16 protein-coding genes are annotated in these 13299 nt (G+C 59.6%); 11 read left to right on the forward strand and 5 right to left on the reverse strand.

Annotated features, from left to right (window positions below; translation table 11 throughout):
- Window position 1 precedes the first annotated feature (1 nt).
- Together QMG52_RS12470 and QMG52_RS12475 are read right to left on the reverse strand one after the other, a co-directional pair.
- Window positions 2-319 carry a ferritin family protein gene (locus QMG52_RS12470; RefSeq protein ID WP_283560723.1) on the reverse strand — a complete coding sequence of 106 codons (318 nt, stop codon included), beginning with the start codon at window positions 317-319 and terminating at the stop codon, window positions 2-4.
- A 165-nt stretch (window positions 320-484) separates the two neighbouring features.
- Window positions 485-1858, reverse strand: a complete 1374-nt coding sequence (locus tag QMG52_RS12475) for a DUF2254 domain-containing protein (RefSeq protein ID WP_283560724.1) — start codon at window positions 1856-1858, stop codon at window positions 485-487.
- 244 nt (window positions 1859-2102) lie between these two features.
- On the opposite strand from QMG52_RS12475, the gene QMG52_RS12480 reads away from it, so the two are divergent.
- Entirely contained in the window at window positions 2103-2255 is a 153-nt protein-coding gene (locus tag QMG52_RS12480; protein ID WP_283560725.1) for a DUF421 domain-containing protein, read from the forward strand.
- An 87-nt stretch (window positions 2256-2342) separates the two neighbouring features.
- Window positions 2343-2624, forward strand: a complete 282-nt coding sequence (locus tag QMG52_RS12485) for a YetF domain-containing protein (protein WP_283560726.1) — start codon at window positions 2343-2345, stop codon at window positions 2622-2624.
- Window positions 2625-3802: 1178 nt separating this feature from the next.
- Here the strand turns inward: QMG52_RS12485 and QMG52_RS12490 are convergent.
- Window positions 3803-5047: an ROK family transcriptional regulator gene (locus tag QMG52_RS12490; protein ID WP_349361710.1), complete on the reverse strand. Its 1245-nt coding sequence runs from the start codon at window positions 5045-5047 to the stop codon at window positions 3803-3805.
- A gap of 144 nt (window positions 5048-5191) precedes the next feature.
- On the opposite strand from QMG52_RS12490, the gene QMG52_RS12495 reads away from it, so the two are divergent.
- The 6 genes from QMG52_RS12495 to QMG52_RS22335 all read left to right on the forward strand — a co-directional run bounded on the left by QMG52_RS12495 (window position 5192) and on the right by QMG52_RS22335 (window position 10997).
- Complete coding sequence (locus QMG52_RS12495; protein WP_283560728.1) at window positions 5192-6214, forward strand: Gfo/Idh/MocA family protein; 1023 nt, start codon at window positions 5192-5194, stop codon at window positions 6212-6214.
- 37 nt (window positions 6215-6251) lie between these two features.
- Window positions 6252-7583, forward strand: a complete 1332-nt coding sequence (locus QMG52_RS12500; RefSeq protein ID WP_283560729.1) for a sugar ABC transporter substrate-binding protein — start codon at window positions 6252-6254, stop codon at window positions 7581-7583.
- A gap of 123 nt (window positions 7584-7706) precedes the next feature.
- Complete coding sequence (locus tag QMG52_RS12505; RefSeq protein ID WP_283560730.1) at window positions 7707-8528, forward strand: carbohydrate ABC transporter permease; 822 nt, start codon at window positions 7707-7709, stop codon at window positions 8526-8528.
- Window positions 8521-9375 carry a carbohydrate ABC transporter permease gene (locus tag QMG52_RS12510; RefSeq protein WP_283560731.1) on the forward strand — a complete coding sequence of 285 codons (855 nt, stop codon included), beginning with the start codon at window positions 8521-8523 and terminating at the stop codon, window positions 9373-9375. Before QMG52_RS12505 ends, QMG52_RS12510 begins: the two co-directional genes overlap by 8 nt.
- A gap of 2 nt (window positions 9376-9377) precedes the next feature.
- Entirely contained in the window at window positions 9378-10448 is a 1071-nt protein-coding gene (locus QMG52_RS12515; protein ID WP_283560732.1) for an ABC transporter ATP-binding protein, read from the forward strand.
- 411 nt (window positions 10449-10859) lie between these two features.
- The gene (locus QMG52_RS22335) at window positions 10860-10997 is read left to right on the forward strand and encodes a hypothetical protein (protein WP_502920517.1); all 138 of its coding nucleotides are present in this window, start codon (window positions 10860-10862) and stop codon (window positions 10995-10997) included.
- Between the two features lie 93 nt (window positions 10998-11090).
- On the opposite strand, the gene QMG52_RS12525 is transcribed toward QMG52_RS22335, so the two are convergent.
- Entirely contained in the window at window positions 11091-11270 is a 180-nt protein-coding gene (locus QMG52_RS12525; protein WP_283560733.1) for a hypothetical protein, read from the reverse strand.
- 123 nt (window positions 11271-11393) lie between these two features.
- Window positions 11394-11561: a hypothetical protein gene (locus QMG52_RS12530; RefSeq protein ID WP_283560734.1), complete on the reverse strand. Its 168-nt coding sequence runs from the start codon at window positions 11559-11561 to the stop codon at window positions 11394-11396.
- A gap of 254 nt (window positions 11562-11815) precedes the next feature.
- On the opposite strand from QMG52_RS12530, the gene QMG52_RS12535 reads away from it, so the two are divergent.
- From QMG52_RS12535 to QMG52_RS12545, 3 genes are read left to right on the forward strand one after another with little or no spacing between them, the layout of a single operon-like run.
- A complete protein-coding gene (locus QMG52_RS12535; RefSeq protein ID WP_283560735.1) occupies window positions 11816-12172 on the forward strand; it encodes an ArsR/SmtB family transcription factor in 357 nt (118 codons plus the stop codon).
- Window positions 12165-12608, forward strand: coding sequence for an SRPBCC family protein (locus QMG52_RS12540; RefSeq protein WP_283560736.1), 444 nt, complete (start codon window positions 12165-12167; stop codon window positions 12606-12608). Before QMG52_RS12535 ends, QMG52_RS12540 begins: the two co-directional genes overlap by 8 nt.
- Window positions 12605-13234, forward strand: coding sequence for a maleylpyruvate isomerase family mycothiol-dependent enzyme (locus QMG52_RS12545; RefSeq protein ID WP_283560737.1), 630 nt, complete (start codon window positions 12605-12607; stop codon window positions 13232-13234). The genes QMG52_RS12540 and QMG52_RS12545 overlap by 4 nt, the downstream gene beginning before the upstream one ends.
- Window positions 13235-13299 lie beyond the last annotated feature (65 nt).

Below are 13299 nucleotides of genomic sequence, written 5' to 3' on the forward strand. Positions count from 1 at the left end.
ATCAGCCCCCTGCGGCTTCCTCGGACTCCTCGCCCTGTTTGACGATATCGTCGTCCTTGAAGAGGATTCCCCTCGCGATATCGCGCCATTGCGGCGTTCGGCGAAAAAGGAACTCAAGCTCCATACTGAAGTGCTTATACTCTTCACCCAGCGAATCTTTCATGATGGCACGCGCAATCTCGTCGGGCTCAACCGAAATACGCTGGACATACCATCCGATGGCCTCGGATTCCTCACTCAAGCTCGCACACATTCGCGCGAATGTTCGCGTTTCAGCTGACAGCTCTTCTGGCGGCTCATGATATTGATCGAATCCCATTTTCGCTCCCTGCCTAATAGAGAGCAACCCGAACCAAAAACGATTTTCGCTTCCCCCGATCCTCGGAGGGTTGCCGACGGTTGAGGCTTTACCCCCGATCCCGTGCGGGCAGCCGTGCGCCAAGCTTCACAACGAAGGTTGGAAGTCTATGCCGGGAACGGGGTATCAGTCGAGACCCTGTCCGGGTCGCCAGACCCCGTAACGGGCCGACTCGACGGCAGCGGACAAAGCGGCCAGAACGACGCGCCGTTCTTCATCGAAGTCCTGCTTGGCGATGCGGAAGCGTATTCGCTGCAGGTGCGCGGCGATGGCGCGCTGATGCACAGGGTCGCGGGTCTGCCAGGCGAGTTCGCGCAGCATCAATAGCAACTGGGTGCAGACGACAGGATCGCTTCCGCCGTAGTGCAGGGGCTGTTCCACGGCCAGTTTCAATAGTTCCGGCAGACTGCGCCGACGCTGGACGACGCGAGCGCGAGAGGCGTCATCTTGCAGAATTCGAGCGCCGAGGTCGTGTCGGGCGAATTCGCAAAGGAGCGCGGAGATGTGACCCAGGCAGTGCACCGCGGTCGTCGGATCATTGATGCCCGGGGAGAGCGCCTTTAGTGCAACGTCAACCAACTGTCGCAGACCGTAGGCCACGTCCTGGACCGAGGTGCGCTCCTTGCCGATGGTGACTGCGCGGATGATGCGCTGATGAAGCCGTGCCACGGCATCTTCGGCGACTGAATCGTTCGGGTTCAGCAGCCACCAGAAGGCAAATGGCGTGCCGGCGACAACGTGGTCTCCGGGTGCGAGGTCGATCAGAAGCACGACGCCGGCCTCCTCGGCTGCCTCGCGCAAAATGCTCTCCCCAACGGCGGTAATGAAGCCGGAAGACTCCGCGGCCAACATCCGGGCATCCGGTGGTGGAACCGGCGGCGGACTATGCCGGTTCGAGGCCGGCTCCGCGGCAGCTTCCCGCAACGTCGCCGTCGCGTTATTGTGCACGTGGCTGAGGATGGTTTCGATTCGGATCTGCCGGACGATGTGGGCCAGGAACAGCACCAGGCCCAGCACGCTGGCAAGAGCCAGAAGAAAGGAGACGGTCACCGACAGCTGCGGAGCAAAGTCCGGCTCTCCGTGGAGGCCAGTGCGGACCGTTCTCAACACTGTCAAGGCGAAGACGAAGGTGGCCAGGAACAAGGCCAGCGTCCGCTGGACGAAGGGGTCGCTGGCAAAAGTTCGCAACAAGCGCGGGGAGAACTGACTGCTCGCCAACTGGAGCGTCACCACGGTCAGCGAAAAGGTCAGAGATGTGACGGTGATCATGGATGATGCGATCGCGCCCAGCACCGACCGGGCCGCATCGGCATCACCACCGAACGGCAATTCGGACATAGCTGGTGGAAGCTGGGCGTCCACGGCCGCATCAAGTCTGGTCAGCCCAATGCCGAGCGCGACCGACGACAAGACCGCCATGGTCGGTAAGGGCCACAGCCGTGACCGGTAAGCGTCCTTCAACGCGCGCCGGCCTCCGGGAAAGATTCTTGGCTTACTCATGCTGTCCCTTATCAGTTGGATTCATGCCGGGCAGGAACACACACATATGGTAAAAGTAGTTGATGCTGCTCGTGCGAGCCATGATGACGGGCATCTTTTTGCTGTCGGCTTGGATCATTTGAGCTGGCGGCCACAGAGATAGTCGTCGAGTCCTACGGGTGAGGCGATGCCCTGGGAATGCACACTGCCACAGCCTTCCACGGGGCGCCTGTCAGGACCGAGGATATGATGGTAGACCTGTGGCATGTGGTTTGATACTTGGCCAGCGGTACTCCGCATACCCATCATCGGCGCCGTGTCCTCCGCAACGCTCGTCCTCTTGCTGCTTGGCTGTGGTAAACGAACACTGGGCCAACTGAACGCCTTCGACATCATCGTGCCCGTGGCGCTGGGATGAACGCTTGCCAGCGTTCTGCTCAATTCCTCCGTCTCCTGGTCCGAGGGCATCGCCGCCCTGGCACTTCTGGCATTCCTGCAATTCCTCGTGGCCTGGACAACGGCGCGCCACCCCAAGGTGCGCACCCTGCTAACGGCTGAGCCGGCCCTGCTGCTGCGTCACGGCTGCATCCTGCCTGATGACTTGCGCAAAAACCGGCTGACCGTGTCCGAGGTCCATCAGACGATTCGCAGCAGAGGTTCAGGCCACGTTGCCGATATAGCCGCCGTAGTCATGGAAACGAACGGCACTATCAGCGTCATTACGAAGTCAAAGATCGGCAGCGGCTCGGCCCTCGTCGGAGTACGCGATGCCCCGTCACCACGGTAACCAGCAGGTACCGACGGGACGCTCGGACAGTCGCCTGCTCAATTCTGAGGTGATTTCTCAGGGGCGTTCCGCTTCGCCGTGGGGCCGATGATGGTCTGCTGACCTTCCGTTCTGCCGTTGCTTATGGCGTGATTTCCTCGTGGGATTCAGACAGGACGCGTGTATTCCGGTCGACCCCATCGCCTAATCGTGCGTAGGGCGCCAGCATTTCCGCCAACTCTATTTCTTCCGTCTCTGCCACGTAAACCGTAGATCCCACAACGTCGTAGGGGTTCCACGCAGAACGTCCGCTCTGCGGATCCGCGCTGTGAGGACGCGGATTCAGCGGCCCCCACTCTTCGGTCGCTACCCGATAACCACCCAGTGCAGAACTAATAGTCCTCAAGCCCGTCCGGCCGCAGGTGAACGCAGATTCCTCGATCATACGTCCTGATGATCTTCCACCAGAGCCACCACTGCGTTCATCACGTCCTGGCCCCTGTCCTCGCGGATCGCCGTAAGTGGTGTATCTTCACCCAGATTCGGATTACCGCCAATAAACCAGGCACGGGCCAGATGATCGCTTTCAGCATCAGCGATCTGCCGCCAGGCTCGATGCGCCAACCTCGTAGGCAGTCGCGTTTTCGGCAGGGCTCAGCGGGCTTACCGGTCCAAGCCTTGCTTCTGGGCAACCCTTGGCGTTAATGCTCGGCGCCCCCGTCGAGGAAATGCGGTTGCTCTGAAACCCAGCATATACACGTCCCAAGTCCGATCAGCAGACCCAGCCAGGACAGTGGTAGGACTCGGGCGCCCTCAGCGACTCAGCGTAGGTAACTGACGGCTGGTTCCGACGCTCCCGCTGGCTGGATCGTCAAATTTGGTGTGCTCGTTGTGGCCAGATTCCCTCTCATCTGATGAACGCAAGCAGCGACACCAACGTGCCAGTGCTGGATCAGCATCTTGGACACCCGGTTCCACTCTCTGAAAGCAGATGCGCGTCAATAACAAGATTTTCAGGAGCTTTCCGGCGCGGGGCGTCCTGCGGCCATTCAGCCCGCCCCTAGCAGGTAAGCTGATCCAGCATAATCCGGGGGTCGCACCGCCCTATCGTCAACCTCACCGCCGCCGTCTCAGCCGCTGTCCCCATTAGGAAGGCATCCCGATGTATAGACGTTGGGACATTCACTGATTCAAGGACGTCAGGCAATCGTTGAAAATGCCGACGATAACACCATGCCACCGCCACCAAGAAGCGACATCTGGTCCGGGGATGCTGCAAGAAGGATCACGGGGGGAACTCCGCGATGGGGAGAAAACTCATGCATCCATCTTTTAAGGGCCAATCGCATGGGCTCTCCTCCTCCACATACGTCGCCGTGCATGATGTAGGTCCCCGAAGCCAAGACCTGCTCGTTGTTTGCCATTCCGACGGCCAAATTCCGCGCGTAGGTATCCAACAACTTTTCGGCATCGGGTACCTTTTCCCTGGACAGCTTTACCAGTTGCCTGCAATCCATGGTCGCTGCGGCGGGCAGCTCGAGGGTGCCCGCAGTTTCACGAAGCCAGCCCAGAGTAGCGATGGTTTCCCAACATCCGTTTCGGCCGCAGCGACATTGAATTCCGTCCAATTGGACAGTCGTGTGCCCGGATTCCCCTCCTGCACCGTCCTTTCCACGGACAATTTCCCCACAATAGACGATTCCAAATCCCAACGCCTCACCCGTGTAAACAGACGCGAAGTCCTGGATGTTTCTTCCCAAGCCAAACCATCGATCACCTAAGGCCTGCACACGGGGGTGGTGGTCCACCAGCACGGGAACCCCAAAGCGACTACCAAGAAAATTGCCGATCTCCATTCCGCCTAGGGCCGGCGTCAGGTGCATGGAGATGATCTGGCCGGTGCTGGCGTTCACCATCCCGGAGGCGGCCACCCCAATCCCGATGATTTCCTGGCCCTGAAAGCACTTATCAGTGACCGCGATAATAGCTGCCCGCAAGTGCTCCGCCGTCGAAGTCCTTCCATAGTCCACGGACTCGCATAGACGGATGCCTCCGTCGATTCCCATGAGCGCAGCTTCCACTCTGTCCGGGGAGATTTGAACGCCGCCCAACATCGGACCGTCATGGCCGAACCAGAGCGGCCTCGCTGGCTTGCCTCCAGTGACGGGAGCGGACACGGCTGGCCCTTCCACGAGGGCTCCCGTATCGATCAGAGGTTGAAGGATAGTGGCAATCGTTGCCCTGTTGACGCTGAGTTCCCTCGCGAGCTGTGCCCTACTGGCTGGGCCACCAGTGTGGAGAACCTGCAGAACGCGGGCACGATTCGCCTGCCCGATGCGCGATGCCGTGATGAGCCGAGGGCCTGAACCCCTTGTGCGAAGATGCAGAGCACCGGCAACATCTCTTGGCTCTCGAACATCAGTCATCCCTGGGCTCCATTTCATCCCGTAACTCTTCCACACTGATCATAGACAGACTCTAACCGACATATGTATGCTGTGGAGTCATACATACAAAAGTGGTGGGCGTCACAATATCGACAGCGCTTTACTTTCGCCGCACAGAACTTTCACAAGGAGCCCCACCGAATGACACACACACCCGTCTTGGGGATCATTGGCGGTGGGATCCGCGGCAGCCTATTCGCCCGCTCCATTCAGGAGAACAATGCAGCCCAGCTGGGTGCCCTCTGTGACCCCAGACCCCTTGCCCGCGCCAACGCTAGCGCGGCATTTGGGGTCCCGGCTTTTGCCACCGTGGACGAGATGATCGCCGCAGTACCCGAGCTTACCGCTGCCGTCATTGCCACGCCGGATTTCGCGCACCGGGACGCCGCCGTGCTTTGCGCATCCAACGGACTGGACCTGATGGTGGAAAAACCGTTGGCTACCAACACCGCAGACGCTAGAGCCATCGTCGATGCCGCCAAAAACGCCGGAACGCGCATCATGGTGGGCTTTGAAAACAGATGGAATCCACGTTTCAACATCGTTCATAGCCTGCTCCACGAAGCGGATCACGGGCAGATCCTCAATCAGATAGGCAATCTCAACGACACTCTTTTCGTCCCAACTACGATGCTCTCCTGGGCCGCAAAGAGCTCTCCTGCATGGTTCCTGATGCCCCATTCACTCGACCTGGCCATATGGCTGGGAGGTGCACTGCCTGTAGAGGTGCACGCCGTCGGAGTTAAGAAAATGCTTCCGGCCATGAAAATCGACACTTGGGATGCCATAACCGCGACGTTCACTATGAGCGACGGCTCTTACGTCGTTCTCAATTCGTCATGGGTTCTGCCAACGTCGGCGCCGGCCGTCTATGACTTCCGATACGAAATCCAGACGACTCGGGGTGCATTCCACATTGACGGCGCAAACCACGGCGTAACCCACTATTCCTCTGACAGGCTCACTTGGGAGCAGTGGGGCGTGCTCGAACGCGGGGGCCGCATTTCCGGCGTCCCTGTGGACATGGTGAACGACTTCGTTGAGCTGCTTCTGGGCACCAAATCCGACCTACCCGATGCTGCCGACGGATTGCTGGTCACCCAAGCCATCGAGGCTGTCCACGAATCTCTCGAAAAAAACCGCGCCGTAACCATTGCAAGCTAGCCACATGCCTTGCCTAACACGAACAGAAGGACACGCCATGAATTCGCACTCAGCATTCGATCAGCACCTGAACCGTCGTCGTCTTCTTCAGCTGGGCGGCATGACTTTGGGCGGACTTGCCTTAGCCGGTTGCAGCGGAACCTCATCGACGGCAACCAGTGACACGCCCCTGAAGACGGGGTCAAAGCCCGGCGGCCAGATCAGTATCCTCGATGACAACACGAACAACGTATTCAAAGACAGCACCATCAAGGCGTTTCAGGACCAGACCGGCATCAGGGTTGCCACATATCAGCAGGGAAACTTCAACGATCTGCATGACAAAATGGCCACCATGTTTTCAGCGCAGGACGCGTCCTTTGACGTCGTCATGACGTGGGCAGGATGGTCGGCAGAGTTTGGCCAAGCAGGATGGCTGCAGGAACTGGACAAGGAATCCGTTCCCAAGGACTTGATCCAGCCGGCCCTCGATGCCGTTTCCTGGGGCGGGAAGATCTACGGACTGCCAAAGTTCACCAGCGTCCAGACCATGTTCTGGAATAAGAAACTATTCCAGGAAGCAGGAATCGATAGCGACACAGCTCCGGCAACCTGGGATGAGTTTGTAACCGTGGCCAAAAAAATTACCCAGGACGGCCAGTACGGGTACGCCTGCGATATGGGTAATCCAGCCGGCGCCTATCAGAACTTTCTGCGGGTGCTGCTGCTCAACGGCGGCGAAATGTATGACGCGGACTACAACCCGACTTTCGCAACTGACAAGGGCGTCGACGCACTGTCCAAGTTGGTGGACCTGCTTCAAGTCCACAAAGTTATGGATCCCGCCTCTCTGCAGACCACCAACTCTTCGGATCTTGGTGACCAGTTTGCCCGTGGCAAAACCGGCATCGTCTTCAACTGGCCCTTCCAGTACGCCGCTGCGACGGGGCCCAAGTCAACCCTCGATAAGGCAACGGTGGGCAATGGTTTAATTCCGGGGATGTCGGTCAGGTCGGCCTCGATCGACGGATCCGAAGGGTTTGCCGTCAACAAGTTCTCCAAGAATAAGGACGCGGCGCTGGCATGGCTCCAGTTTGTCACCACCGGGGCCGTCCAGCAGCAAATAGTTCAAAAGGAAGGCTGGTTCCCCGTTTCAAAATCCATTCTTGACGACCCGGCGTCCCTGGCTGCCCTGCCTGTACTTAAGACCTACCAGGAGTCCACCCAATATGTGACAAAACGATACGGCACGCCGTGGGACAGTGAATTTGACCAGGCCCTCTCCGTGCAGCTCATCAACGCCATGAATGGCAAAACCAGCCCCAAAGAAGCGCTGGACGCCGCACAAAAGACAGCGCAGGATCTCGTCAAGAAGTACCTGAAGAAGTAGATCATGAGGCGTACCGCGACTGCGCCCGCTCATGTGGACAAAGCCCGGAAGAAGGACCTGCGGTTTGGACTAATGCTCGCGGCCCCCGCCGTGTTCATAGTTTTACTGTTGCTGGGGTATCCCATGGGCTACGCCTTCTACATGTCTTTTCAACAATGGAACGACAAACTGGGGATGGACCATCCTTTTACCGGTCTGAGCAACTACACGGACCTGATATCCGATCCGCAGTTTCACGGGGCCATGGCCCGGACGGCCTACTTCTCTGTAATAACTGTTTTGGGTGGCGTCGCGCTGGCCGTCGCCATAGCGCTGCTGCTCAACCGGGAATTCAAGGGCCGCACCATCGCCAGAGTCCTTTTGCTGGTGCCGTGGGCTGTTCCACCGGTCGTCAACGGGATTATGTGGAAACTGATTTTCGACGGAACGAGCGGCATCTTGAACGGTCTTTTGAAAAGTATGGGTCTCATTAAAGACAATGTTCAATGGCTGGCAGACCCATCAACTGCAATGAATATCCTGATTTTCGCAGAAATGTGGAAACTACTGCCTTTCCTCTGCCTCTTGATGCTCGCAGCTCTCCAAGGTATCACCGAAAATCTCCACAAGGCCGCGTCCATCGACGGGGCCGGCGCCTGGAACAAATTCTGGCGCATCATCCTTCCCAACATCCGCGGACCTTTGATGTTCGCCTTAATCGTGCAGTCCATGTGGTCGCTCAAGGTTTTTGACACCATATACGTTCTCACCGGCGGCTCCGGCGGACCGGCAGAAGGAACCACGACCATCAACTTCCTGGCCTATCTCACCAATTTCAGCAATCTGGACCGGGGCTACGGGTCAGCGATGGCGGTGACCATCATGGTGTTGGTGCTTCTCGTAACGGCGTTCTGGATCCTGCTCTTCGGACGCCTCAACCGGTCCAAAGGAGACATCAATGACTAAGTCCCGGCGAATTTCACGCCACGTCAAACGTCGTATGACCGCAATCGCGTGCAGCATCCTTGTACTCCTGGTGATGCTCTTCTTCCTGGCTCCCTTCGTCTGGATGATCATTTACAGCATCTACCCCTCTCAAGTACTTCAGGGCGGGATACCTGACCTCTCCGCCGCCAACCTGACTGCGGGGGCCTATGCGCGGCTGTTCTCCGATACGAGCTTCCTGGTTCCCATGGGCAACTCGGCCATTGTCGGTATCTCGACTACCCTGATCTGCATGACCGTGGGCTCGGCGTGTGCCTATGCAATTGCCAGATTCCGTTTCCGGGGACGGCAAACCCTGCTGATGAGCATGATGACGGTTCAGGCAATCCCCGTAATAGTTTTAGCGGTGCCGTTGTTCATACTGCTGCGTTCCGTGGGACTCTATGACCAGCTTTTTGGTCTCATTCTCACGTACACGGCGTTCATCCTGCCGCTGGTGATCTGGATGATGGTCGGCTTCTTCGAAGACCTTCCCCCGAGCCTGGAACGGGCCGCCCGCATCGATGGATGCAGCCGATTCCAGATTATGTACAAAATCGCCTTCCCGTTGGCGGCGCCAGGAATGGCCGCAACGGCAATCCTGGCGTTCATTACCAGCTGGAGTGACTTCTTTCTCGCCAAGGTTCTGACCTCCAGCAACGCCGTCACCCTGCCTGTCAAGACCGCAGCTTTTCAAGGACTGTTTGCCATGGATTACACCTCGGCGGCCACAGCTGGCGTCATCACGGCGGTCCCCGTCCTCATTCTTACTCTCATAGCCCAAAAGTGGATCATTCGTGGTCTTACCGAAGGCGCGGTGAAAGGCTAATCATGGCAGAAATCAAACTGATCAATGTGGCAAAGACCTATGGAAAAGGCCGCAAGGCGAAGAATGCAGTCCATGATCTGAGCTATACCATCGACGACGGCACATTCGTATCGCTGCTGGGGCCCTCCGGTTGCGGCAAGTCCACCACTTTGAACATGATCGCCGGCTTGGAAGACATCTCCGCCGGTGAGATCCTGATTGATGGGCACAGAGTGGATGATCTGGAGCCGGACAAAAGGGATCTCGCGTTCGTTTTCCAGGACTATGCACTTTATCCGCACATGTCCGTCTTTGAAAACATCGCGTTTGGACTACGCATGCGCAAGGTACCCAAAGCGGAAATCCATACAAGGGTTACCGACGCAGCACGCCGCCTGGACATCGAACACGTCCTCTCAAACAGACCTAGGGCGCTTTCCGGGGGACAACGCCAACGTGTCGCGCTCGCCCGCGCCATCGCCCGCCGTCCTGCTGTCTTCCTCTTCGATGAACCGCTTTCCAACCTCGATGCGCTCCTGCGTGACCAGACCCGCAGCGAGCTGAAAATGCTCCACGCGGAGCTGGGCGCCACCAGTGTCTACGTCACCCATGATCAGGAGGAGGCCATGACCCTCTCGGACAAGATAGCGGTCATGAGCCGCGGGAAGCTGGAACAATTCGGCACGCCCTTTGAGGTGTACCACCAGCCTGCCACGGAGTTTGTTGCGTCGTTCGTTGGTAAACCGCGAATGAATCTCTTTACCGCAGCGAAATTAGCAAGCGGTCACTATGGGTTAAGCGGAACGCATTTCACCGTCGACGTCCCGGCTGTGCAAGCACCGGAAATGCGGATCGGGCTTCGTCCCGAGGAATGCGATCTCCGTGTGCCGAGCAGTGGGGAAGCCGCGCACGGAACAGTCAGAACCGTGGAGCCCCTGGGCAATGTCTCGGACGTCATCCTGGACGTGGGCGCCAATCAGTTCCTGAGCCGCGTCCCTGGATTCGGAACGTTCCAGCCAGGCGACGAAGTGGTCATTGATACGCAGCGAGCCAGGGTCCACTGCTTCGATATTAAGACGGGGCTGCGCATCTGATGCCTCGAAGGGCAGCGCGGGTTGACAGAAAACGTGGTCCGGCGATGAGGCGCCACGCACGGAAGCGCATTCAGCGTCAGGCACCGAAGAGGGTAACGGCGCAGTTATGCAACCACCGCCGACGGGTCTGGGCGACCTCAATGCGGCCTGTGCCGATTTCCTTAGTGCCTTCCTGGCTACGAGGCCCTACGATCGGCTGGCACCGGCCATCAACGTCTTCAGGGTCAACGTCAGTTCGACTGATTCCGGCGCCGCGGATCCGGTGGGACAGGCGGATCCGGGGCGGCTCCGCACACCTATTTCGATTCATCCTTCGGCAACAACGGCATCAGGCGGCTGCTCGAATGCAACAGCACGACGGCGCTCACAGCGGCCGCCGCCCAAGTCCCCGAGTTCTCGGTGGTACTGGTGATGGTGAATTCCACGGCCTACGGCGGCAGCGGCGGCTCCGTGGGCACCTATTCCCTGGCGTCCGGGGCGACGGAAACCGCCCTGCACGAAATGGGCCACAAGGTTACCTTTCAACAGTTTCAGGGCCCGGCGCGCTGAAACCAGTTCGAAGCCCTCGATGGTGCAAGGACGCATTACCTTTTCCACGCTTCGGCCGCCCATCAACCATCGGCCATCTGCGCGTTCCCTGCCCTAGCGGATCCCGCGTAGCTTCAGGTCGGCAGCAAGAGCTGCGAGACTGTTGAGCCCCACCACCGCAAGGTAGTTGCCGCGTGCTACCGGCCGCCCGGCCTGTTGCACGAGATATGCGGCGATCACCGGGGCGAAGCCGCCGAACCGGCGCCCCCTGTTTAGGGCATGAAGCCCTTCCATGGCTATTTATCGGCCCACTTCTCCAACTTCTGGGGCGGCATCCTCTAATTGACACTTGATAAAGCACACATTTGAGTAACCGCAGGGGAACCACCATCGAGGATCAGCGGTTCGATGCCCTGTTCACGGCGGTCTTTCGGTTACCACACTGGAGCGCTGGATTGCCATTGCTCCGCACCGGCCGGGGCCCGGGACGGCGACCTCGGCCGCCGGGTCCTCGTTCAGCCGGACGCTCACCACCTGCCCCCGGGTGCCCACACCGGACCGGACATCCACCACGACTGAAGTCATTAGTTCCATGAAACATACGGGTAAGCCCTGTCGGAGTGACACTCGCCGGATGCGGGCAGCCCAGACCGGACGAGCGACTTCCGAATGGCGATTCGCATTGCTTTGTCCCGCCTTCCTTGGTGCTGGTCCAGCCCACGGCCAGGCACCGACTCATAGGCCCCTTACGGGCGACACCGGCGCACGGTCAATATTTTACTTGACAGCTAATTAACCATATGGTTATCATGCAACATGAGGACAGTCCGGAGCACCCCGTGAACACGGCAGTCGTTCAGCCGCTTGACGCGACGTTCGCCGCGCTCTCCGATCCGACGCGCCGGGCGATCCTGGCCCGACTCGCCGGCGGGGACGCGACGGTCAATGAGCTGGCAGAGCCCTTCGAGCTGAGCCTGCCGGGCATCTCCAAGCACCTGAAGGTGCTCGAACGCTCGGGACTGATCAGCCGCCGCCGGCGCGCGCAGTTCCGCCCCTGCCACTTGGAGTGGCAGGCCCTCGAAGTCGCCGCCGACTGGATCGAGGAGAACCGACGTCTCTGGTCGGAGCGCTTCGACAAGCTCGACGACCACCTTCGCACCCTGGAAGCACCATCGAATGGAGAACTCCATGAATGAGCACGTACTGCGCTTCACCCGCATCTTCGACGCTCCGCGGCAACTGGTCTTCAGCTGCATGATCGAACCGGAGCATCTGACCCACTTCTGGGGCCCGATCGGAGTCAGCACACCCCTGGACACCATCACCGTGGACGCCCGCACCGGCGGGGCCTTCACGACGGTCATGGTCAACGACGCCGACGGCAGCACCTACCCTACGAGCGCACGCTACGTTGAGGTGCGCGCACCTGAGCGGCTGTCCTGGATCGAAGACCAGTCGGGTATGACTGTGACCATCACCTTCACCGAACTCGGGGACGACCGAACGCAGGTCGACATCGAACAGACCATGGTGCCAGCGGTCATGATGGATCCCGCTGCCCAGGCCGGATTCCTCAGCTCTCTGGATCGATTCGGCGCTCACCTGGCGCAGCTGACAGGAGCAGACCGATGACCGCCGACGACGACCTGATGCCAACCATCGCCGCTGAGCGGCGGATGTTCAGCGATGTGCTCGATGCCCTCCCCGAACAGGCCTGGAACACCCCCTCATTGTGCGCGGGCTGGCGGGTGCGCGAGGTGGTCGCGCACATGACCATGCCGCTGCGCTTCTCCACACCGCGGTTCGTAGGCGAGATGGTCCGTTCCCGGGGCAACTTCGCCCGCATGGCCGATCGGGTAGCCCGCCGGGACGCCCAGGCATCGATCGGCACGCTGCTCGACGGCTGGCGCACCAACGAAGACAACCGGTGGAAGCCGCCGGGCGGCGGGCTCAAGGGTGCCCTTACGCACGACGTCGTACACGGTCTGGATATCACCATCCCCCTCGGCATCGAGCACCCCGTCAGCGAGCCCGCCCTGCGCAAAGTCCTCGACCATGCGACCAGCCCGTTGAGCCTGAAGCACTTCGGGCTGGACCTGACAGGCACCCGACTCGAGGCCGACGACCTGGACTGGGCCTTCGGGGACGGAGAACCGCTCCGCGGCGCTGCCCGCCATCTACTCATGGTGCTCATGGATCGCAGGCTGTCCCCCGGCGTGCTCTCCGGCGCGACGGTCAGCCGGTTCACGACTGGGTGATTCGGCCCTGACCGGACGGACGCCCTGGGTCCACAACTAAAACGCTCAAGCGAGCAGATGCACAG

Source organism: Paenarthrobacter sp. PH39-S1, from assembly GCF_030063245.1.
Lineage (GTDB): Bacteria > Actinomycetota > Actinomycetes > Actinomycetales > Micrococcaceae > Arthrobacter_M.